The sequence below is a fragment of the Hoylesella loescheii DSM 19665 = JCM 12249 = ATCC 15930 genome (genome assembly GCF_000378085.1).
Classification (GTDB): Bacteria; Bacteroidota; Bacteroidia; order Bacteroidales; family Bacteroidaceae; genus Prevotella; species Prevotella loescheii.
This window is the reverse complement of record NZ_KB899221.1, coordinates 16187-39178: the sequence shown is the minus strand read 5'-3', so window position 1 is coordinate 39178 and position 22992 is coordinate 16187. Positions and strand designations below refer to the sequence as shown.

The following is a 22992-nucleotide window of genomic DNA, read 5'->3' as shown; positions in this document are numbered from 1 at the left end:
TCTGCTCTCACAAACTCAACACTTCTCCAACTCACATCCTTATAAACCCATAAGCTCATAGGCTCAAAAACTCATAAACTTACAAACTCAGGAACTTACAAACTCACGAACTCATAAACCCATAAACTCAATATCTCAAATAATATGAAGACCCAACAAACGCTCAATATCATTTTTTACACCAGCATCGTGCTGTCGCTGTTGGCTGTTGTTTTGTTCGAAACCAACACGCTGATTGGGGGATGGTGGGCCGATAACCGCTCGGCCGACTTCCTTTGCACGACTTTTCTCGAACTCTTTTCGCTTTGTGCAATCCCCGTGGCATTCCGTTTGGTTCGTCCTGGTGGTTCTAACACGGCTCGAATGAATTACGATCGTCGTGCCATATTGCGCCTAGTGCTGTTGGGTTTACCCTTGTTGCTCAACACTTTTGCCTATTATGCCTTCATGGGCGTACCCTTTGGTTATATGGCCATCATCCTTTTTCTCTGCTTACTCTTCGTAGTACCCACCCAAAAACGCTACGAGCGCGAGAAAGCTAGTTTGGAAACCACCGACAACAGCCCAGAGAATGCCTAAGCTTACGGTGGTTATCGTTAACTATAACGTGAAGCATTATGTGGAGCAATGTCTGCATTCGCTTCGTAAGGCCTTGGCTGGCGTGGATGCCGAGGTGTATGTGGTTGACAATCATTCGCACGATGGGTCGGTGGAATATCTTCAAGAGCGTTTTCCCGAGGTAAATATCATTGCCAGCATGTACAACAACGGCTTTGCCTACGCCAACAATGTGGCCATTAGGCAGAGCCAAAGTGAGTACGTATTGTTGCTCAACCCCGACACGTTCGTGGCTGAAAACACCATCCAAACGATGCTTCGTTTTATGGACGAACATCCACAAGCGGGTGGGGCAGGGGTGCAAATGTTGGGCGCCGATGGACAAAAGGCGATGGAGTCGCGCCGTGGTTTACCTTCGCCTATGGTGTCTTTCTATAAGATGAGTGGCCTTTGTGCCCGCTTTCCGCTGAGTAAACGTTTTGGCAAGTATTACCTTTCGTACCTGCCATGGGATGCCCCTGCACGCATTGAGGTGATAAGTGGGGCATGCCTGATGGTGAGGCGTGAGGTGCTAGATAAAATAGGATTGCTCGATGAAGACTATTTTATGTATGGCGAAGACATCGATTTGTCTTACCGCATACTTAAAGCGGGCTACGAAAATTGGTATCTGCCGTGCCAAATACTTCATTATAAAGGCGAGAGCACCCATAAATCGTCTTTCCGTTACGTGCATGTGTTCTATCAGGCCATGCTGATTTTCTTTCGCAAGCACTATCGTCACATGCGCTTTTGGGTGTCGCTACCCATCAAGACGGCCATTTATTTCAAGGCATTTACGGCTTTGTTGAGCATTCAGACACGTGTTTTGCGACGCGCATTGGCGTTGCGTCCTAAGCGAAAACATCAACCTGCCTATCGCTTTTTCGGGTCGGAAACTTCCTGTTCAACTGTCGAACAAATGGCCAAACGCAAAGGTTTGGACGTGCAATGCATCGTGGCCGACGAACAAACGCTGCCCTTGGGGCACGCCTCAGCCGTAGAAATGGTGGCACAACCCACAGTGATGGTTTACGATAGCAGTGTGTATAGCTACCAAACCATTCTTGAAATTATGTCGAGCGATCCTCAAAAGAACGTCACCCTTGGGTTATTCAACCCCGAAACGCAATTGCTCATCACCACTAACGATATCATCAAATGAACATTCCCATAGTAACCTTGCGTGCGATGGAGCCAGAAGACCTCGACACGCTTTATAAAATAGAAAACAACCAAGAACTTTGGGCTGTTAGTGCGACCAATGTTCCATACTCGCGCTTTGCTCTGCACGAGTATGTAGAAACAAATACCAACGACATTTATGCTGATAAGCAGGTGCGAATGATGATTGACAATGAGGCAGGTGAAACAGTGGGCATCATCGATTTGATGAACTTTTCGCCCCAACATAGCCGTGCCGAGGTAGGCATTGTTATCATGAAACCCCATCGCCATAAAGGATATGCCACGGCAGCCATGGAAAAACTTGTGGCATACGCTCGTCAAACGCTTCACCTTCACCAACTTTTTTTGGTAGCCGAGTGCGAGAACGAAAGCCGTTTGCAATTGTTTGAGAAGCTGGGATTTGTAAAGACAGCCCAGCTTAAGCAGTGGTTACAGGTGAAAGAAGGCGTGTATAAGGATGCCTGTTTGATGCAGTTGTTCTTGTGAAAACGGATTCTTGATTTTCGGTAACTTGCTATTAAGTGGGCAATTATGATAAAATACCCGAGTTAGGGATAAGAGATGTTCGCTATGTCAACTATCGCGTAGTGTTAGTTGGTGATGCTGCTATTTGTTTTTTTATCTAATCTTGCTCAAGAAAGCCTTGTATCTTCTCCCGAATTCACGTAACGTTTGATGCTAGCTTGGCACAATCTAGGCAGTTCATTCCACAGCCTATCGCCACCAAAAACTCACCTTTCCGCCCTCCAAACGCCACCTTTCGCACCTCACCCGATAAGCGCTTGTAGCGAGCTTTTTCAGCTCTCGCTTTGTTACAGCTAAGTTGGACTCCTGTTCCAGCTAAGTTGGAACAAGGTTCCAATTCAACTGGAACAGCATTCCGGATAACATGGAACAGCCGTCCAAAATACATGTAGCACGGCGATTAATGTAATAATGCATCATCAGGGCTTAGAAAGCGTATTCCTGAAACAATGAAAATGCGAACGGCGGGATGGCTAATTGGCGAGTTCGGAACAAGAAACCATGCCCACTGAACAAGATTGGACAGGTAAAGAAATGGCTTTCTCGCCAACTAGTGCTAGGCGACAGAAGGCATAACGATTGTGTTTTATCCCGAACTCGCGTATAAAAGTGTCGCTTCAGTGGTCATTGCCAGTCGGTCGCTGCTTATCCTTGCTTTGTACATTCCGATTGTCTTCTCGCCTAAAACGGTTTGTTTTTAAGTCTATTGTGTACACGTTCGCCTCTTCGGCCGTTGCGCTTTCTACATCATAGTTTAGCCAAACCGTCCACAACTTGGCTTGCTTAATGTCCATATAATATAGCAGTTCGCAGCACGAAAGCGAATTGGCGTTGTTGTAATACTCGTAACATAGAATGGAGTCTGAAACCTGATTGTTTGCTGACAGCAAGGCGTAGACCTTGGTATGTATTTCTACATCGTCTTTTTTATGATAGGTTTTGAATTGCAGTTTATGTGTGGCATCTATATTAAGGACAGCACTTGCACCGCTTGAAAACAGCTGATTATAGTTAGTTTTCAGCTTCACTAATACACATTCGCCGACTCCTTCTGCACAAGAAGTATTTACTTGGCTCGAAAAGTTAGGATTGGCCACCAAGCTGTCTCCCAAAAACGGACTGTCGTTTTTGTTTGTTTTGTCTAACAGGCTCATAAGGTAAGCCGACGTATTCTTGGGTGTTCGTTGTATGTCGAAGCTGTCTACTTCTGTCCATTCCCCGTTTGTTTGCAGGTATGTTTTATAAACGGCATTCGTGTCGGGCGAGAAATCGTCTGTCGTTGTCATCTTTATCATACTTTTGTTTAAGGCGATAACGAACACGTTATATTGCTTTGCGTTGACCTTGATGTGGCGTTCAATGCTTCTGGCGTATGGTTCAATACGATCTTTATCTTTCCCTTTCCAAAATCCTTCTTTGTTGTATACGTCCCAAAAGTTACGTTCCTTTTCCGTTCGACCGACGAAATAGACGGTATAAAGTTGTGTGTGCGTTTCTCCCGAGAAGAAAGGTAACATTGGCCTTTCCCCATCTGTTAGCGATAATGGGGATGTTCTGTACCTGCTGTTCATAAAGTCTAAGGGGATTAGACGAGCTGAATAGGCGTGGACGAGCAAACCGAATAGCATTAAGGCAGAAACTAGGAATCTCCTGTTAATCATTATTGTCGTTAATTGCATATTGTATAAAGGTGGTTACGTATAGTGGAAGCGGCGTTTATGTATTGCCTCTTGGTTGGCAGATCGAAATGTAATGTCAGGGCTTTGTCCTTTGTTTTGACGCCTTTGCAAATATAATACTTTCTTTTAGAAAAATGAAGAAGTAGGACGAGAAGTGTGTTGTGATGATGGGGTTGACACAATATAGGCTGACTTTAAAATTTCAACCGTTCGTTTAAAAAATGCAATAAACATTTTGCTGTTTCAATAATTATGTCTACCTTTGCACCGCAATTAAGAACAGTAACTTAAAAAGGTGCGTTAGTTCAGTAGGTTAGAATGCCTGCCTGTCACGCAGGAGGTCACGAGTTCGAATCTCGTACGCACCGCAAAAGTTAATGTTCGCACATGGAAAGGTGCGTTAGTTCAGTAGGTTAGAATGCCTGCCTGTCACGCAGGAGGTCACGAGTTCGAATCTCGTACGCACCGCAACATAAAAGGAACAAGAGTAATCTTGTTCCTTTTTTCGTATATCACTATGTCTGGGGTGTTATTTTCAGCGTTGCCTTGTACTTGCTCTTTCGTTTTGTTCGAAGGCAGGGAAAGTGTGTAAACCCTATCTAATGACAAGGGCGAACTACACTTCCCGATCTTTGTTTCTTACTCAACGTAATCTTAACGTTACGTTGTTGAATGTCATCAGATTTTTTCCAATGCCTGTTTGATGTCTGCCAGAATATCTTCCACATCTTCGATGCCCACCGATAGGCGAATGAGGCCGGGTGAAACGCCTGCTTCGCGTAGTTGTTCATCAGACAATTGGCGATGCGTATGACTAGCAGGATGCAGCACGCAGGTACGTGCATCGGCGACGTGCGTAACGATAGCAATCATCTTTAACGCGTCCATCCACTTCACGGCAGTTGCTCTGTCACCTTTCAAACCAAACGAAAGCACGCCACACGAACCGTTAGGCAAGTATTTTTTTGCCTTTTCGTGGTTGGCATCGTCTTTCAATCCACAATAGTGCACCCATGCCACGTGTGGGTCGTTATGTAGAAATTCGGCCACTGTTTGTGCGTTTTGACAGTGCTGTCGCATGCGCAGGTGTAGCGTTTCAAGGCCGATGTTGAGTAGGAAAGAGTTTTGTGGTCCTGGTGTCGAGCCGAGGTCGCGCATCAATTGAACCACCATTTTCGTGATATAAGCCATCTTTCCGAAAGCCTTAGTGTAGGTGAGGCCGTGGTAAGAGGCGTCGGGTGTGCATAGTCCAGCGAACTTTTCAGCGTTCGCATCCCAATTGAAGTTGCCGCTATCCACCACAACGCCACCTACGGAGGTAGCGTGTCCGTCCATATATTTTGTTGTAGAGTGGGTAACGATGTCGCATCCCCACTCGAAAGGATTACAGTTGATGGGCGTGGCAAAGGTGTTATCCATAATTAAGGGCACGCCATTACGATGGGCTATGCGTGCGAATTTTTCAATATCGAGCACCGTACAGCTGGGGTTTGATATGGTTTCGCCGAAGAGCAGCTTGGTGTTGGGACGGAAAGCAGCCTGTATCTCGTCGTCCGAAGCATCGGGATGAACGAACGTACAGTCGATACCAAGCTTCTTGAGTGTTACGGCAAAGAGGTTGAAAGTTCCGCCATAAATCTCGCTTGAAGTAACGAAATGGTCGCCTGCCTCGCAGATGTTAAACACCGCATAGAAATTGGCGGCCTGTCCACTCGATGTAAGAACGGCAGCCACACCACCTTCTAGCGCGGCAATTTTCTTTGCTACAGCATCATTGGTAGGGTTTTGCAGGCGCGTATAAAAGTAGCCCTCTTTCTTCAAGTCGAAAAGCATAGCCATCTCTTCCGTGTTATCGTACTTGAAGGTTGTACTTTGAATGATGGGCAACACGCGAGGTTCGCCGTTCTTAGGCTCCCATCCTGCCTGTACGCATAATGTCTGTTTCTTCATCGTTCTGTTGTATTTTAAAGTTGTTGCTAGTGCCGTTTGCTGTATGCAAAGTAACTAAAAAAGAGCGAGATAGGCAAGAAACACGAACCGATAATGCCTCTGTGAGGGTTGGAGAGGGTAAAAACAGATTCGAGACCGTATAGCTATTGCCAAATGTTCACAAATGTCTTATATTAGAATTAATTACGTTAAAATACGAAAATATTATCCGAAAAGTTTGGTTTATTCGATTATAAGGCCTAAATTTGCTAACACTTAATTCGATTTTGAGATTGTCAAAATCACACTCCGAGGTTGGTAGCATCCTGCACCAACCTCTTTTTTATGCCTAGTTTTACCCTCACTTACCTACCAACAGCATCGTTTTTGGCACCCTTGCAGATAGCTTTCTTGCTATTTTTATTTCACTAAATACCATGTACTAAGAATAGGCTTATTCTTCAGAAAACCGCACTTTGCACCATCTTTCTTCCTTTTAAAGCTAGTGATTTACGTCAAAACATTTGGTGAAGACCGCAAAAATACATAACTTTGCAAAGAATTTTTAACGCTAAAAATACAATAACTTAAAAGGTAGAGCCTATCGACAGACGTGTACTTCATATCAAAACCATTTAGAAAATGATTAAGATTAGCGAAATGACCGACGAAGAATTGGCCATGTCTTACGTCAATGGGAATAATAGAGCTTTCGACTTGCTGCTTGAACGCAATCAGTCGAGGCTGTTTTCTTACATCTTGTTCATTGTACACGACAGGAATATGGCGGAAGACTTGTTTCAAGAAACGTTCGTCAAAATCATCTCCAAGCTTCACGAAGGTAAGTATAGCGCCAGCGGGAAGTTTGTTTCTTGGATGTTGCGTATAGCACATAATGCGGTGATGGATTGGTATCGCCGACAGAAAAACGAAAAGACGATGGAGGTGTACAACGAAAACGACCTTTATGGCGATACGGCCACAGCGGGCGTTCTCGATGCTAACATTGAAAACCACTTCGTTAAAGAGCAGGTGCTGTGCGATGTTCAGCGTATGATGAACCTTCTGCCGATAACCCAAAGAGAGGTTGTGTTTATGCGTTTTTATCAAGACCTATCTTTCAAGGAGATTGCTGAACTCACCAATGTGAGTATCAATACGGCTTTGGGACGTATGCGCTACGCTGTGATGAACATGCGTCGTATGGCCGCCGCTAATGGTGTGGCCCTTCAATTAGACTAGAATAACGACTGTGCGAGTGTGCCCGCGGGTTGGCGTTTGCTGCAATTGCGTGCACCGATACACATTATAAAATATATAGGGCGTAAGATAACATGCGCCAGTCATGGTTTGAAAGCCCCATAAAGGCTATTCGACCAAACACGATAAAGGCTTCGTTTCGAGCAACTCGAAATGAAGCCTTTGTCTTTTTCTTCACCTAGTAGGGATGTTTGTTTTCTGTACTTTATCCCTGCCAAAGGGAAACTTTCCCCTTAGCTAGCGATGTTTGCACGTCGATAAGACGCTGATTGGAACTGCCACGAAAGCGCAAACTCACATCACGAAGCGAGCGAACAAATGGCCCATCTACAAGCACGTCGAGCTGTTCTAGCAGTGCCCGTCTTCCTTCGTCTTTAAGTAGGGCCTCGAACGTGAAGCCCGTATAGCACCAAATGTCTTTCTTCGTCTGTCGTTTTATTTCTTTTGCCAATGCCGTAAACGCCTCCGCTTGCAACATGGGGTCGCCTCCGCTGAACGTAACGTTGGCAAAGGGGTCGGCCTTAATCACCTGCATGATGCGGGTGATGTTCATTTCTTCACCGCCACCCCTGTTCCACGACTGCGGATTATGGCAACCCTCGCACGCGTGGGTACATCCTGCACAGTATATGCAGGTTCTAAATCCTGGTCCGTCTACGGTGGTGTCTTCAATGATAGACAGTACGCGCAATGTGTATTTGTTGTCAGCCATTATCGAATTAAGCTTGTTGTGTATCGTGTTTGTAAAGCGATACGCTCTGCCAAACACGATTTTGCCGTTTTTTCGTGCTGTATGCTTAGCCTTGCAAACTGCTGCTAGCCTCGCTTTCGTGCACCTTATTTGGTTTCATGAATCACCCTGTCTTTCAGTTCGGCCAACTTACCGCTATTCCATCTGTCGGTAGTTCCAACGAGATAACCCGTGATGCGTTGCAGCCTATCTAGATGCTTGCTGCCACATTGCGGACAAACCTCCAAGTCGGCTTCGGCGTTTTCAAACCCGCAATCCATACAGCGGTTGCGGTTGTGGTTAACGCTGCCATAGCCCATGTTATAGTGGTCCATCATGTCTACAACGTTCATGATGGCTTGCGGGTTGTGTGTGGCGTCGCCATCCATCTCTACATAGAAGATGTGACCAGCCCTTGTCATCTCGTGATAGGGAGCTTCCACCTCGGCTTTGTGGCGTGCGCTGCACTTATAATACACGGGTACGTGGTTAGAATTGGTGTAATAGTCGCGGTCGGTAATGCCTTCCAACACACCGAACTTCTTGCGGTCTATCTTGGTGAACTTACCCGACAGTCCTTCGGCAGGTGTTGCCAACAGGCTGAAGTTGTGGTGATACTTCTCTGAAAACTCGTTGCAGCGACAGCGCATGTAGTCTACGATGCGCAGACCTAGCTGTTGTGCCTCGTCGCTCTCACCGTGATGGGCGCCAACTAAGGCTTTAAGACATTCTGCCAAACCAATAAAGCCGATGCTTAAAGTACCCTGATTAATCACTTTTTCTATGGTTTCGTCGGGCGAAAGTTCTTCTGCGCCGGTCCATAAGCTACGCATCAGCAACGGGAACTGTTTAGCCATGGCCGTTTTCTGAAAGTCATATCGTTCGTTAAGTTGCCTTGCGGCCACGTCTAGCATGTTGTCGAGTTTCGCAAAGAAGCTATTTATGCGGGCTTCCTTATCGGTTATATCCATGCACTCGATGGCTAGCCTTACGATGTTGATGGTCGAGAACGACAGGTTGCCTCTTCCCACCGACGTTTTCATGCCGTATATGTTTTCGAAAACACGTGTTCGGCATCCCATTGTTGCCACCTCGTGCATGTAACGCTTAGGATCGTCGGCCTTCCAAGCCTCGCTTTGGTTGAAGGTGGCGTCTAGGTTGAGGAAGTTGGGGAAGAAACGTCGTGCCGTTACCTTGCAAGCCAAACCGTAAAGGTCGTAGTTGGGTTCGCCCGGAAGATAGTTCACGCCACGCTTTTTCTTCCATATCTGTATGGGGAAGATGGCCGTTTCGCCGTTTCCTACACCATCATAGGTGCTGTTTAGCAATTCGCGGATAACGCAACGGCCCTCTGCCGATGTGTCGGTGCCATAGTTGATAGACGAAAAAACCACTTGGTTGCCACCGCGCGAATGGATGGTGTTCATGTTATGTATAAAGGCCTCCATGGCTTGATGCACGCGGGCCACGGTTTTGTTGATGGCGTGCTGCACCATGCGCGCCTCGCCTTCAAGCCCATCGAGTGGCTTTTTCAGATAGTCGTCTATCTCCTTATTATATAGGTGTGCATAGTTTTCGCCTGTGAGATTCTCCAAAGCCTTGAGTTCTTCTACAAAACTTGAGCGAACGTAAGGTGCAAGATAGAAGTCGAAAGCGGGTATAGCCTGTCCGCCGTGCATCTCGTTTTGCGCCGTTTCCAGCGATATGCAAGCTAGCACGCTGGCCGTCTCAATGCGCTTGGCGGCACGCGAAGAGCCATGCCCAGCCGAGAAACCGCGCTCTAAAATATGGTCTAGGGGGTGCTGACAGCAAGTTAGCGACTTGGTGGGATAATAGTCCTTGTCGTGTATATGCAGTCGGTTTTGGCGCACGGCTTCCCTACTTTCCTCGCTCAACAGGTAGTCGTCGACAAACGGTTTGGTTGTTTCGCTCGAAAACTTCATCATCATTCCCGCTGGCGTATCGGCGTTCATGTTGGCGTTTTCGCGCGTAATGTCGTTGTTTTTTACATTGATGATTTCCAAAAAAACATCGCGCGTCTTGGCCTTTCTGGCCACGCTGCGTTGGTTTCTGTAGGCGATGTAGGTTCTAGCCACATCTTTGCGGCTACTCTTCATCAGCTCCATTTCCACTTGGTTTTGGATATCTTCCACCGTCATTTGTGGTTTTCCCGCAAATCCGATGCGGTCTGCTATCTGCTGAACCAATCTTTCATCTTCGCCTTTGTCGGTATGAAGCATCGCTTTACGAACGGCTGCCATTATTTTTTGTTCGTTAAAGCCCACGATGCGTCCGTCTCTCTTTACAACTGTCTGTATCATTCTTGTGATGGGATATGTAGTTAGATCGTTAATTGAATGTTCTTATTGTTGCTACAAAGTTAGCTTAAATTTTCTATGGTTATACTTTTTGGGAAACTTTTAACGTGTTAATATTTGTCAATCCATTGATTATTAATAGTTTATATTTTTATTTTGGAAACTTGTTAAATGAATTAGTGATTTTTAGTTTCTAAAAATAGAAAACCTTATCATTGTTTTATCATAGTTGTTTGTCTATTTTGGGCGTTATGAAAGGTTCATATTTTATTATGAAATTCTTTCTTGAATATAATTTTATTTTGGAGTTGATTTGGCTTGAATGATTTGGTAAAGAGGAAGGTACATTGTTTGTTTAAAAGTTTACTGATACGGCTTTTCACCCTCGTTTATCTTCGCTCGTTGCACTACATGTCTTTTGTAGCCCTGCTACAAAAGGCTTGTAGTGGGGCTACAAAAGGCTTGTAGTGCCACTACAAAAGGTTTGTAGTGTGGCTACAAAGCACTTGTAGTGACCCTACAAACGGCTTTGTACTGCTCCGCATGTTAACTTTGATGTTTAACCCCCAATCGTTTATTAGGTCGTTTATCTATCATTTTATATTGATTGCATGGCTTCATGTCATTTTTTGTTTGCTTGTTCGGCAGCTTAACTATCGTCCTCTCTCAGCGTAGTCGGCTATACCTTCGACAGGCCAATTGACAATCTGCTCAATAATCGCACAAAATATGTACAGGCTCTAATGACCGATTTGGGTTAAATAAACAACGCAAGCCATGCCCATCGTTGGGGCATGGCTTGCGTTCGGGGGCGTATCGCCGTCAGTAGACAGCGGTTTTGTCTCACCGTTGTTTTATTTCTTCCCTTTAATTAGTTGCCTATGAAACTTGTCTTCGGCTTTAAGTATTTTAAAGACGGTGGTGGCAGGCAGTAGCTTCATAAACTTGTCGTGATAGCTTTTTAGCAGTTCTTTCATTTCCACTTCTAACTTGTCTTGTTGCCTAATGGCCTCTGCTGCCGCCTTGTTGTCGGTGGGATTGGCGTGCTTATAACGTTTTATCAGCACGAAGATGTTGCGTTGCTTTTTGCGCAATTCGCGATACACGGGGAAGAAGGTAGCGCTTTCGGTTGGCGAGAGCGATGCTTCGGTGGTGATAAATTGTTCAAGTTCAGCTTGAAATTGTTCTGGGTCGAACTTGTGTGATGGTTGTGCCACCATCGTTGTGGTAGCTAATGCAATTAATAATGTAAGTAGAGATTTTTTCATTTTGGTTTATATTTCGGAATAATGTGTGTATATGTCTTCATTATCCATCATCGTGTAGTCGGCTACGGCATCTCTATCGGCACCCACTGTTGCTGTCGCTACGGTGGAGTGGGGTATGGTGGACGAGATGGAGGACGAAGAACGACTACCCGCGCCGAGATATACCGCAACTCCGAAAACGGCAGCACAAAGGCTTGCCGCTGCAATATAGATAGGGCGTAGGCGTCGAACGGAGCGTCGTCGCTTAACTTGCGACTCGTTCTGGTCGTCTATTTTTTGCATCACAGCGAGCGGTAGGTTGTCGAAATAACCTTCTGGAACGCTGAAAGGTTGTCGATTGGCATCGACCGAATGTTTGGTTTGTTCCATGACGGACGTTGTTTAAGTACCTTAATAAAACGAAAAGACAAGCCAACAAGCTAGAAGACTAATCTACATCGTTAGATGCAAACTCCGGCAGGGAATGGCCTTGTAAGGGTAGGATATGCGTAAACATGTCGCAGCGACCTGCCTAACAAATGGTGCGACGCGACGCGCCACGAGCCTCTTCGCGAGCCGGCTTGTCTGTGGGGCAGTGCGTTGGTCCTCGCTCCTACATCGTTGTGAGGTGCGGGGCGCGTCTGCCCTTTTCATTTTCAATCGTTTATTGCTTTGACGCCGATTGGGGTTAAAGGTTTAAATGGGAGTTGAAAAAATACTGTTTTTTTGTCGGTTTTGTTTCTCCTTGCTACCTGTGAGCCATAGTCCAACGAAAGTTAGTGCGCCATTGAGCATTAAAAGTTCGTAGCCGAAGCGGTAGGTGGAGAACTGTTGCGTGAGGGTTTCGATGCCGAAACACAGTAAGGGAGCTGCCAAACACACGGCCAGCACCCACCTTCCACCAACGTTGCGGCGGGTGAAAAGGGCGTAGGCAAAGAGTCCGAGCAACGGCCCGTAAGTGTACGAGCAAAGGATGTATATGGCATCGAGCATCGAAGTGGAGTTCAATGCGCGGAAAAGGAGGATGAAAAGGGCAAAGACGGCAGCCATGCCTAGGTGAGTGCGCTTGCGCAAGCGTTCGTCGTTGGGCCGACCGCAGATGTCTACACAAAACGAGGTGGTTAGTGCGGTGAGTGCCGAATCGGCGCTGCTGAACGATGCGGCCACAATGCCGATGGTGAAAAACATCACTACCGACATGCCCAACGCTCCGTTGGCAGCGAAGAGAGGTAACAGTTCGTCGCCCATTTCGGGTAGTGTAACGCCTCGCTGAGCAGCCAGCATGGAGAGCAACACGCCAAGGGCGAGGAACAACAGATTGGCAGGTACGAAGGCGAACCCGTATGTGCACATGTCTTTTTGGGCTTCGCGCAGGGTTTTACAGGTAAGGTTCTTCTGCATCATGTCTTGGTCTAGGCCAGTCATCACCACCACGATGAAGGCACCGCTGATGAACTGTTTCCAAAAGTTTTGCTTCGAAACCCAGTCGTCGAACACGAACATCTTACTTCTTTCGTCGTTTGCAACGGCCTGTATGGCCTCTGTTGGCGACATGCCTAGTGCGCCAATAACTTGCCAGATGATGAGAATGAGGGCGGAAAACATGCAAAAGGTTTGGAAGGTATCTGTCCAAACAAGGGTGTTGATGCCGCCTTTACGCGTGTAAAGCCATATCAAGGCCACCATCGAAAGCACGGTTAGGGCGAAGGGAATGCCCAAAGCATCGAGTACGAAACGTTGCAATATCATGCAAACCACGTAGAAACGAACGGCCGAACCTGAAATTTTAGACAGGATGAAGAAACCTGCGCCTGTGCGATAGGCAGATAGGCCGAGCCTTTTGTCTAAGTAGGTGTAGATGGTGGTTAGGTTTAGCTTGTAGTAAATGGGAAGAAGTATGAAGGCCACAGCAAAATATCCCACAATGAAACCTAAGCAAGTTTGCATATAAGTCATGCCAATGGCGTTGACCATACCAGGAACGGAGACGAATGTAACACCCGAAATGGATGCACCAACCATGCCAAAAGCCACCATATACCAAGGTGAACGTTTGTTGGCACGAAAGAACGTGGCGTTGTCGGCACGTCGTGAGGTTAGCTTGCTAAAGATAAGTAGCACGCCAAAGTATGCGAGTATGGTTAAGATGATGAGCATAACGTGTGCAAAGTTACGATAATTGCGCGGAAAAGCTTTATGCTCGGTGCTATTAGTTTGTTGTGGGATGTGTTCGCCTGTATATATTGATGGGGTGGGGTGAAGCGTAAAATGCAAGAGGGATGCACCGTGTGGGCATCCCTCTGATATCATTTTGTGGGCACGTAGGCTACATGCTCCCCTAGAAGTAAGCAAAAACTGTTCAGCTAAAAGCTAAAAACACAGTGAAGACTATTCTTAGAACCAGCCTTATAAACTTTTTAATTGGTGAATGGTTTCTTTGGGGTTGGCCGACTTAAACACGTAGTTGCCGGCCACAAGCACATCTGCACCAGCTTCGATGAGCAATGGAGCCGTTTGCGCTTGCACGCCTCCATCTACCTCGATAAGGGCTTTGCTACCCGTTTTGTCGATGAGTTGGCGTAGGCGTTTTACCTTGTTAAGGGTGTTTTCGATGAATTTTTGTCCACCAAAACCCGGGTTAACGCTCATTAGCAGCACCAGGTCGACATCGTTGATGATGTCTTCTAGTACGCTGACGGGTGTCGAAGGATTGAGTGCCACACCTGCTTTCATGCCCGTTTCGTGTATCTTGGCAACCGTTCGGTGTAGGTGTACGCAGGCCTCTTGGTGCACACACATGAGCATTGCGCCCGCCTTGGCCGTCTGTTCGATGTAGTTTTCGGGATGAACAATCATGAAATGCACGTCCATAGGCTTTTTGCAAGCCTTGCCAACGGCTTCTAAAACGGGAAAACCGAATGAGATGTTGGGTACGAAGACACCGTCCATCATGTCCATGTGCAACCAATCGGCTTCACTTTCGTTAATCATTTCCACCTCGGCGTTGAGGTTTAGGAAGTCGGCCGAGAGCAAAGAGGGGGCTATCAGTGGCTTTTTCATCATCTGTTTAGTTAAGGCAAATGGTATAACGTTGGCCATTTACCTGTATGGATTTATAACAATGGGCAATCTGCCTGATCATGTTAAGGGTTTTTTCTGAGGGTTTAAGCTCTTCGGGTGTAAAATACTTCATAGGCGATATTACCATATTAATAATGTATATAGTAATAACGCCCGGCGTTGTACTTTATTGTATGCGGTGCAGATAATTATTTATGGCCCATTTAGTCGTTAATGAGTTAGTGGGCAAACAAGTTGATAAGGCTGTTAACTTTCTCTGCTTTAGGCGATGACTTAACGAAAACGCTTATCTTTTTGTTGTTTATCGTAATGGCCTTTGGCAAGTTATAATCGTCGTTTTGCTTGTTAGTCTTCGTGCGCTTTCAACACGCGGTGAGGCACGTTGCCATGTCCAAGCAATTCGATGGGGCATCCGAAATGTTCGCTAAGTTCATCGCTCGAAATCTCGGGTGTATCGTGATAGTGCAGCGTTCGGTTGACACAGGCCACTGCTTTCACGTTTTGGAGGATGGTACCAACATCATGGCTTACGATGATGATGGCGCAATCGCGGTTGATAACGTCGAGCATCTGGTACATTTGTTCTTGAAAACGCTTGTCGATATAGGTGTTTGGCTCGTCTAGTACCACCACTTCGGGGCGTGAAACGATGGCTCGTGCCAAGAGCACGCGTTGCAATTGTCCACCACTGAGTGAACCAATGGGGCGTTTGGCAAAGTCTTGCATACCCAGTTTTTCGAGGGTTAGGGCAACCAGTTGCTTGTGGTTGGCATCGAACGGGGCAAAAAGTTTCTTTTGTCGACTAAGCCCCGATAACACCACTTCTTCCACAGCGATGGGGAATTGGCGGTCGATGTCGTTGTATTGGGGCAGGTAGCCAATGGTGAGTTCGGGTACTTGAACACCGTTTCGGAAGTAAGACACCTTACCCGAGAAAGGTTTCATCATGCCGAGAATAACCCGCATGAGGGTGGTTTTGCCACCACCGTTAGGACCGATGACGCCAAGGAAGTCGTGGTGGAACACTTCCAACGACACATCTTGCAAGGCCACCTTCTCTTCGTAGCCTGCAAACACGTGCTCAAGTTTGATGATGGGTTGTTTCGGAGGAGTCATTTCAGTGATTTGGATACCTTTACCATCTCTTTTTCCCAATCGTAAGCAAGTGGGTTGAAGTCAACAATTTCGGCACCAACAGCGTTGGCGATAGTCTCTGAATTACGGTTTGCGAATTCTTTTTGCATGAAAAGCACACGCACTTGCTTGGCTTTTGCGCTGTTGATGATTTCTTTTATCTGCGCAGCAGAGGGTTCGCGCCCTTCGTCTTCGATGAAAATCTGGTGCAGATCGAACTCGCTGGCGTAGTAAGTGAGTATGGGATGGTAGATAAGAAAGGTAGTAACCTTTTCTTTGGTGATGTTTTCTCGAATTTGGCTGCTGGTCTCTTCAATCTTCTCGAGTAGCTTTTCGAGGTTGGCTTTATAGTATAAGCTATCTTCCCTGTCAATTTGCAGCAACGCCTTATAGATGTTTTGCGCGATAATGGCTGCATTCTGGCAGCTCATCCATGTGTGGGGGTCGGGTACATCGTCGGAACTTTCGATGGGAACGATACCCTCTGATGAGTCTACGATGATGGTATGCGGGGCGTTGGCTTTGAGTCGTTTCATCCATGTTTGTTCGAACCCGATGTTGCCCACCTTTACGTAAAGGTCGCTATGCGAGAGTTCGATCATTTGTTGAGCTGTTGGGTCGTAGGTTTCAGGGTTTCCGCCGATGGGCACCATTGTCTTAACGGTGAAGCGATTGCCTGCGATGGCCTCAACAAAATATCTTAACGGTTCGATGGTAACCATCACCGTGCGCTTGCTTCCGCCATTAGGCATGGAGCAAGAGGTAAGCAACAGAACCACAAAAGCGAAGAAAAGTAGAATTTTCTTGTACATAAGCACTTTAAATTAAGAAGCTTGCGCCAAACACAAGTAAGGCGAAGCGAATAAATTTTCCTATTGTCATGCTTGTCACGGTTATAGCTACGTTTGCACGCATAAGGCCTAGTACCACGGTGATGGCACTGCCAAGGATGGGCAGAAAGGCAAAAAAGCCCATCCATGCGCCCCTTCCGGCCATGAAGTTTTCGGCCTTTTGGAGTTTCTCTTTTTTAATATGCAGGTACTTTTCAATCCAGTCTGTACGACCCAATCGGCCCACTCCATAGTTTATCATGCCGCCAATGACGTTGCCTGCTGTGCCATATAAGATGAGTGGCCACGCCTTTAAGCCGGCCGCTTGAAGGCCAACCATAACGGCTTCGCTACTGAAAGGGACAACGCTACCTGCCAAAACGGCGGAGAGAAACATGCCCCAGTATCCGTAATTGATGAGTAGGGCTATAAGGGAATCCATAAATTGCAGACGGTGAGTAAGACTGAAGCAAGCCAGAGCACGCAAAATACGACGTTGGTGGCTGCTGTTCGGGTGAGGGTGATAAAGTGGCCGATGAGTGCCGACGTGTTAATGATGAGTATGGGCAGAAGGTTGTCGGCGTGTTGGGGCTGTAACACGATGCAGGCAATGGTGAATAGGTCTACAACAATCACCATTTCGTAAATCATGCGGTTGCGTATCTTGTCGTTACGACTGCTTCGCAGATAATGAATGATACCTATCAGCGACACCAGTATAACGAAAAGAATGGTGGCCATGTGGTTATGGTCTATCTGATCGTACTGAAACAGGGGATTGAAGTTGGCCAAATCGGTGAAGTGTTGCACGAGAAATTCGGGCTGACCGTTGTAAACGAGGTAGGCACCAACGAACCAATAGGGTGCAATTAAGCCCAAAACAGACGCCCAGAAGTTGCGCCAGCTCATGGCCAGCACGTTTGTGGCATGCAAAATCCATAGCAGTGGCACGAAGAAGAGTATCTGAACGAACATGGTTGAGGTCACACCGATGAATACATAGGCGTAGAACGTTACGCCAGAAGCCGTTCGTTCTTGATAGGCATTGAACACAATGAGGTAGAAAGCTGCAAAACAGGCTTGCACCAAGGCTGCCGATGGTGAGGCAAAGAGATAGTTTGCCGTGCACGCTAGCACAAGGAAAGCGCACGAAACCATACGACTATAAACCTTTAATAAGGCATTGACGTTGTTAAACTCTACCATCAGGTAGGTAGAAACGGCCAAGCATGCGAATTGAAACCAGAGGTTTTTGCCCACTAGTCCACTGGCCAAGAACACCAACACTGCGTAAATGGCTGTGAAGGTGAGTGTCATCCTGCTTTCCGCAATCCTGTTTTGTAATCTCTTTACTACCATATCTATATGTTACTGGCGGTCGTAAGTCCGCCTATTGCCTTTCTTTCGTTACGCCACACGGCGTGTTCGAGTTGATTACAGGCCTTTACTGTACATTTCTCGCTTGTGTGCGGGGTGGTTGTTACAAGTCTTGACCGATGTCTTTTCTGAAATACTTGTCGGTGAAACGTATGGCATTTGCCGCCTCGAAACTCTTTTGTAGGGCCTCGGCTTTGTCTTTTCCATACGAACTAACGGCCAAAACGCGCCCGCCGTTGGTAACAAGTTGACCGTCTTTAACGGCAGTTCCGCTGTGGAAGACGATACTCTCGCCCACGTTTTCCGTGCCTTCGATGGGGTAACCTTTGGTATATTCTTGGGGATAACCACCGCTAACGAGCATCACACAGACAGCAGCCCGCTCATCGAAAGTCACCTTTCGACTAGCTATATTGCCCTGCGCCACACCCTCGAACAAGTCGACGATGTCGGTTTTGAGCCTAAGCATGACGCTTTCTGTTTCGGGGTCGCCCATTCGACAGTTGTATTCGATAACCATCGGGTTGCCTTCCACGTTGATAAGTCCGAAGAAGATGAAGCCCTTATAGTCGATACCTTCTTCCGATAAGCCGTCTATGGTGGGGCGAACGATGCGCTCTTCCACTTTCTTCATCCACTCGGGAGTGGCAAAAGGAACAGGACTAACGCTGCCCATACCGCCTGTATTCAGTCCGGTATCGTGCTCGCCGATGCGTTTATAGTCTTTGGCTTCGGGCAAAATTTGATAATCTTTGCCGTCGGTGAGCACGAAAACAGAACATTCTATACCGCTGAGAAACTCTTCTATTACAACCGATGCCGAAGCGTTTCCAAACATACCGTCGAGCATGTGGCGCAATTCTGCCTTCGCTTCTTGTAGAGTAGGCAAGATAAGTACGCCTTTACCAGCGCACAATCCGTCGGCTTTGAGCACGTAAGGAGCTTTTAGTTCTTCGAGAAAAGCCAGTCCCTCGTCGATGTTTTGTGTGGTAATGGTTTTGTAACGCGCTGTGGGTATGGCGTGCCTAGCCATGAAAGCCTTGGCGAAGTCTTTGCTGCCTTCGAGTGTTGCGCCTTTTCGCGACGGGCCGATAACGGGGATATGGGTCGTGCGAGCATCGTTCTTGAAGTCGTCGTAGATACCATTTACCAGCGGATCTTCTGGTCCTACCACCACCATCTGCACGTCGTTGTCGAGTGCGAAACGCTTTAAGGCATCGAAGTCGTTGGCGTTGATGTCCACGTTTTGCCCCACTGCGGCCGTTCCGGGATTGCCTGGGGCGATGAAAAGCTTTCTAACCTTAGTACTTTGTGCTATCTTCCAGGCAAGCGCGTGTTCTCTTCCGCCACTTCCCAACAGTAAAATGTTCATCCGTTTTATTTTAGATAATCGTCAAAATATTGTGAGATACGTTCGTGCAAGTGGGTGCTTTGGTGTCCGCGCATGTTATGTGGTTCGCCCGGATACACAAAGAAGTCGGGCTGTGTGCCTACTTTAATGCACTCTTGCAAGAAGTTCAGGCAGTGTTGTGGCACCACTACGGGGTCGTTCATGCCTGTTATTATCTGCAATTTTCCTTTCAAATTCTTGGCTTTAGACAGCAAACTGCTCTCGGCATAGCCCTTAGGATTGTTTTGTGGAGTGCCCATATAGCGTTCGCCATACATTACTTCGTACCACTTCCAATCGATAACGGGACCGCCAGCAACGCCTACTTTGAACACTTCGGGATGACTGGTGATGAGCGTGGTGGTCATAAATCCGCCGAAGCTCCATCCGTGAACGCCCATGCGGTCTTTGTCAACGTAGGGTAGGGAGGTGAGATATTCCACGCCTTTCATTTGGTCTTTCGCCTCTTCTACACCAAGGTGGTGGAACGTGGCTTGCTCGAATGCGAGGCCACGAGCACTGCTTCCGCGATTGTCGAGGATAAAGAGCAGGTAGCCTTTCTGTGCCATATAGGTTTCCCAACCACGCGACCAGTAGTGCCAACGTGCCTCAACGTTGCGCACGCCAGGACCTCCATAGACGTAAATGATGGTGGGGTATTTCTTGTTCGGGTCGAAATTGGTGGGCTTCACCATACGATAATACAGGTCGGTAGTACCATCAGCCGCCTTGATTTTTCCGCAAGTGTACTCGGGAACAGTGTATCCCACCCATGGATTTTCGGCTGTGAAGTAGCGGGTAGCCTTTGCCGAGGCCACGTTCACAATGTCGATGTTGCGCGGAACGGTAGGTTCGGTGTAGCTATCGAGAATCCATTGCCCCGATAAACTTAGTGCGGGCTTGTGCGAACCACCTTCGCCAGTGGTGTTGGCATGACATCCCTTACCGTTGTCTAGCAGTCGGCGCGTGCCTGTTTGCAGGTTAACGGCATAGAGATTATTCTGAATGGGACTTGCCTCGGTAGAAAGGATGATGGCCTCTTTGGTCTTGGCGTTGAACCCTAGTAGGTCTACAACAATCCATTTGCCTGTAGTAAGCTGCTTGATTTGCTTTCCACTGGTGTCGAAGAGGTACAAATGGTTGTAGCCGTCTTTCTCGCTTTGCAGTATAAAGCGGCTTTTGTCCCATGGTAAGAACGTGATAGCGTGCATGGGATGCACGTATTTGTCGCTCGATTCGGTGTAAAGTGTAGCCGTTTTGTTACCAGTAGCGGGATCGTAGGCATCTAGTGAGTAGTGATTTTGTGCCCTATTCATCTCGATAAGGTAAATCAGCTTACCGTCTGGTGCCCAAGCGATGTTGGTAAAATACCTGTCTGTGGGGTCACCGGTATTTAGATACACCGTTTTATCTGTGTTCAGGTCGTATATTCCCACCGTTACGAGGTGCGATTTCTCGCCTGCCATGGGGTAACGAACAGGTGTTTCGGTGGCGATACGTGTGTCGATGTCCACCAAAGGGTAGTCGGCCACCATCGATTGGTCCATTCTGTAGAACGCCAGCTTTTGTCCGTCGTTGCTCCAAAACGTTCCTTTGTATATGCCGAACTCATCGCGGTGCACGCTTTGACCGTAAACGATGTCGCGGCTACCATCTTTTGTCAGTTGCTTAAGTGTTCCTTGGGCGTTGTTTACGTAGAGATTGTCGCCCTTAACAAAGGCAACGGCGCGCGATTGGGCGTTCCAGTCGGCAAAGTTCTCGTCTTTTGCATCCTGCTTCCATACCACTTGTTTGGTTTTCCAGTTCACCAACATACGCATTTTGCTACTGTTGAGCAACACGAGCTGTTGATTGGGGTAGGGGAAAGTGGCATGATAGAGCGAATGCACCTTGATATTGCCGATAGATGCAACCCATTTGTTGATGTCGTCAACGCTAAACAGACGGGTTTCTTTTCCCGTATTCTTGTCTATAAGTGCGCAAAATTCAGCGTCGGTACGCACCAGTTGGTCGCCCCACCATGCGGTGTAGCGGTTCTTGGGCACCATATTATGGAAGTTGTTACCACCATAATTAAGGTCTTCCAGTGTGAATTGTTTCTGTGCCGACATACTTTGCGGTGCGAAAATAATTGTGGAGAGCATCGCTCCCACGATAATTTGTTTAATCGTCATGGTCTATAAAGTTAGCAGAATTACGTCCAAAGTTCTTTCCTCCGCGCTTATCTGTGCGATCGAAACTCTTTCCTTTGTGATCGAAGCTTTTTCCTTTGCGGTTGAAATCTTTGCCTTTACCAGCGAAGGACTTGCCTCCACCACGCTCGAAAGAACGGCCTCCGCGTTTGTCATCGCGGTCTGAGAACGATGCCGCTCTTCTGCGTTTACGTTCTTCGTTGCGCTCTTCGGTGTGCGCGAAGTGGTTTTTAAAGGTGTACGAACGTATGTCGTCGGTGTCTTGCGAACCATCATCGTCCAGACTTTTCTTAAATTCGCGGTTCTTCTTAAACCTATTTTTCTCAGCCATCTGGCGTTTCTCATCGTCGGTTTTCACCACTCCGCCTTCTTGACGGAAGTCTCTTAGCGAACCATCGAATATGGCATACTTGCGGAATTCACACTCCAACGACCCATTGTACACAGGGATTTTGATAGAAGGTTTCAGTCCTATCTGGTCGAAACACTCTTCGCGGTAGCTCAGCACCCACGCATCGTTACCCATGAATTGGTGTTTCAGCCTTTCGCCAATCATCTTATACGTACCCAGAAGGTTAGGAGTGGAGATACGTTCTCCGTATGGGGGATTGGTAACGAGAATACTTTTGTTCTCAGGTTTCTTGAAATCCTTGAAGTCGGCTTGTTCGATGGTGATGTCTTTGGTAAGTCCCGATGCGCGAACGTTTAGCCTAGCCGTGTTCACAGCCTTCATATCTATGTCGTAACCATAGATGTGGTGGGTGAATTCACGTTCGTTGCTGTCGTCGTTATATATATTGTCGAACAGTTCTTGGTCGAAATCGGGCCATTTTTCGAAAGCGTAGTTCTTACGAAAAACACCTGGGGAGATGTTGCGGGCTATGAGAGCGGCCTCCACAACAAGCGTTCCCGACCCACACATGGGGTCGATGAAGTCGGTTTCGCCTTGCCATCCCGTCATCAATATCATGCCAGCAGCCAGCACTTCGTTAAGCGGAGCTTCCACCGACTCTTGTCTGTAACCGCGACGATGCAGGCTCTCGCCACTCGAATCAAGCGAAAGTGTACAGTCGTATTCGGCAATGTGGATGTTCAAACGTATGTCTGGATTGCTCACCGAAATGTTTGGGCGTTTGCCCGTGCGTTCGCGGAACTGGTCAACGATGGCGTCTTTCACCTTATAGGTAACGAAACGTGAGTTGCGGAACTCTTCCGAATACACCACCGAGTCTACCGAGAAGGTCTTTCCGTCCTCGATATGTTGGCTCCAGTCTATCTTTTGTATCTCCTCGTACACGTCGTCGGCCGACTTAGCCTTGAACTTGGCGATGGGCTTTAATATTCTGATAGCCGTGTGTAGTTGGAAATTGGCGCGATACATCGTTTCTTTGTCGCCTGTAAACGACACCATACGCCTACCAATTTGTACGTTGTTTGCCCCCATTTGGGTAAGCTCCTTGGCCAAAACGGGTTCTAGACCCATGAAGGTTTTGGCTATGAGTTCGAATTCCATTG

The 22992-nt window shown here is 47.2% G+C and carries 19 protein-coding genes, 2 tRNA genes and 1 pseudogene; 6 read left to right on the top strand and 16 right to left on the bottom strand.

The window, feature by feature from the left end; translation table 11 throughout:
• Positions 1-144: 144 nt before the first annotated feature.
• From F453_RS0111370 to F453_RS0111360, 3 genes are read left to right on the top strand one after another with little or no spacing between them, the layout of a single operon-like run.
• Positions 145-579, top strand: a complete 435-nt coding sequence (locus F453_RS0111370) for a hypothetical protein (RefSeq protein WP_018968122.1) — start codon at positions 145-147, stop codon at positions 577-579.
• The gene (locus F453_RS0111365) at positions 572-1762 is read left to right on the top strand and encodes a glycosyltransferase family 2 protein (RefSeq protein WP_018968121.1); all 1191 of its coding nucleotides are present in this window, start codon (positions 572-574) and stop codon (positions 1760-1762) included. The genes F453_RS0111370 and F453_RS0111365 overlap by 8 nt, the downstream gene beginning before the upstream one ends.
• Positions 1759-2271 carry a GNAT family N-acetyltransferase gene (locus F453_RS0111360; RefSeq protein ID WP_018968120.1) on the top strand — a complete coding sequence of 171 codons (513 nt, stop codon included), beginning with the start codon at positions 1759-1761 and terminating at the stop codon, positions 2269-2271. The genes F453_RS0111365 and F453_RS0111360 overlap by 4 nt, the downstream gene beginning before the upstream one ends.
• A gap of 228 nt (positions 2272-2499) precedes the next feature.
• Here the strand turns inward: F453_RS0111360 and F453_RS16305 are convergent.
• Both F453_RS16305 and F453_RS0111350 read right to left on the bottom strand, forming a co-directional pair.
• Positions 2500-2730: pseudogene (locus F453_RS16305) on the bottom strand (hypothetical protein).
• Between the two features lie 197 nt (positions 2731-2927).
• On the bottom strand, positions 2928-3827 hold the full coding sequence (locus F453_RS0111350) for a hypothetical protein (RefSeq protein ID WP_018968119.1): 900 nt from the start codon (positions 3825-3827) through the stop codon (positions 2928-2930).
• 456 nt (positions 3828-4283) lie between these two features.
• Between F453_RS0111350 and F453_RS0111345 the strand changes: the two genes are divergently transcribed.
• Positions 4284-4357, top strand: a tRNA-Asp gene (locus F453_RS0111345).
• A 26-nt stretch (positions 4358-4383) separates the two neighbouring features.
• Positions 4384-4457 (top strand) — tRNA-Asp (locus F453_RS0111340).
• 210 nt (positions 4458-4667) lie between these two features.
• Here the strand turns inward: F453_RS0111340 and F453_RS0111335 are convergent.
• Positions 4668-5939 carry an O-acetylhomoserine aminocarboxypropyltransferase/cysteine synthase family protein gene (locus F453_RS0111335; RefSeq protein WP_018968118.1) on the bottom strand — a complete coding sequence of 424 codons (1272 nt, stop codon included), beginning with the start codon at positions 5937-5939 and terminating at the stop codon, positions 4668-4670.
• 621 nt (positions 5940-6560) lie between these two features.
• Here F453_RS0111335 and F453_RS0111330 point away from each other — a divergent pair.
• Positions 6561-7160 (top strand): sigma-70 family RNA polymerase sigma factor, encoded by a 600-nt coding sequence (locus F453_RS0111330; protein ID WP_009236000.1) that lies wholly within the window; start codon positions 6561-6563, stop codon positions 7158-7160.
• Positions 7161-7383: 223 nt separating this feature from the next.
• Here the strand turns inward: F453_RS0111330 and nrdG are convergent, their stop codons facing one another.
• The 13 genes from nrdG to F453_RS0111265 all read right to left on the bottom strand — a co-directional run bounded on the left by nrdG (position 7384) and on the right by F453_RS0111265 (position 22990).
• Entirely contained in the window at positions 7384-7890 is a 507-nt protein-coding gene (gene nrdG, locus F453_RS0111325; RefSeq protein WP_018968117.1) for an anaerobic ribonucleoside-triphosphate reductase activating protein, read from the bottom strand.
• 125 nt (positions 7891-8015) lie between these two features.
• Positions 8016-10229 carry an anaerobic ribonucleoside triphosphate reductase gene (locus F453_RS0111320; RefSeq protein ID WP_018968116.1) on the bottom strand — a complete coding sequence of 738 codons (2214 nt, stop codon included), beginning with the start codon at positions 10227-10229 and terminating at the stop codon, positions 8016-8018.
• Positions 10230-11080: 851 nt separating this feature from the next.
• Positions 11081-11494 carry a hypothetical protein gene (locus tag F453_RS0111315; protein ID WP_025790071.1) on the bottom strand — a complete coding sequence of 138 codons (414 nt, stop codon included), beginning with the start codon at positions 11492-11494 and terminating at the stop codon, positions 11081-11083.
• Positions 11495-11500: 6 nt separating this feature from the next.
• Positions 11501-11863 carry a hypothetical protein gene (locus F453_RS0111310; protein WP_018968114.1) on the bottom strand — a complete coding sequence of 121 codons (363 nt, stop codon included), beginning with the start codon at positions 11861-11863 and terminating at the stop codon, positions 11501-11503.
• 306 nt (positions 11864-12169) lie between these two features.
• A complete protein-coding gene (locus F453_RS0111305; protein ID WP_018968113.1) occupies positions 12170-13630 on the bottom strand; it encodes a sodium:solute symporter in 1461 nt (486 codons plus the stop codon).
• 249 nt (positions 13631-13879) lie between these two features.
• Positions 13880-14533, bottom strand: a complete 654-nt coding sequence (rpe, locus tag F453_RS0111300) for a ribulose-phosphate 3-epimerase (RefSeq protein ID WP_025790070.1) — start codon at positions 14531-14533, stop codon at positions 13880-13882.
• Between the two features lie 366 nt (positions 14534-14899).
• Entirely contained in the window at positions 14900-15670 is a 771-nt protein-coding gene (locus F453_RS0111295) for a metal ABC transporter ATP-binding protein (protein ID WP_018968111.1), read from the bottom strand.
• Complete coding sequence (locus F453_RS0111290; RefSeq protein ID WP_018968110.1) at positions 15667-16500, bottom strand: metal ABC transporter solute-binding protein, Zn/Mn family; 834 nt, start codon at positions 16498-16500, stop codon at positions 15667-15669. The genes F453_RS0111295 and F453_RS0111290 overlap by 4 nt, the downstream gene beginning before the upstream one ends.
• Positions 16501-16507: 7 nt before the next feature.
• Positions 16508-16960, bottom strand: coding sequence for a YqaA family protein (locus F453_RS0111285; protein ID WP_009235990.1), 453 nt, complete (start codon positions 16958-16960; stop codon positions 16508-16510).
• A complete protein-coding gene (locus F453_RS0111280; RefSeq protein WP_025790069.1) occupies positions 16945-17877 on the bottom strand; it encodes a hypothetical protein in 933 nt (310 codons plus the stop codon). The genes F453_RS0111285 and F453_RS0111280 overlap by 16 nt, the downstream gene beginning before the upstream one ends.
• Before the next feature lie 121 nt (positions 17878-17998).
• A complete protein-coding gene (gene purD / locus F453_RS0111275; protein ID WP_018968108.1) occupies positions 17999-19267 on the bottom strand; it encodes a phosphoribosylamine--glycine ligase in 1269 nt (422 codons plus the stop codon).
• 5 nt (positions 19268-19272) lie between these two features.
• Positions 19273-21459, bottom strand: a complete 2187-nt coding sequence (locus F453_RS0111270; RefSeq protein ID WP_018968107.1) for a S9 family peptidase — start codon at positions 21457-21459, stop codon at positions 19273-19275.
• On the bottom strand, positions 21449-22990 hold the full coding sequence (locus F453_RS0111265; RefSeq protein ID WP_018968106.1) for a THUMP domain-containing class I SAM-dependent RNA methyltransferase: 1542 nt from the start codon (positions 22988-22990) through the stop codon (positions 21449-21451). The genes F453_RS0111270 and F453_RS0111265 overlap by 11 nt, the downstream gene beginning before the upstream one ends.
• Positions 22991-22992 lie beyond the last annotated feature (2 nt).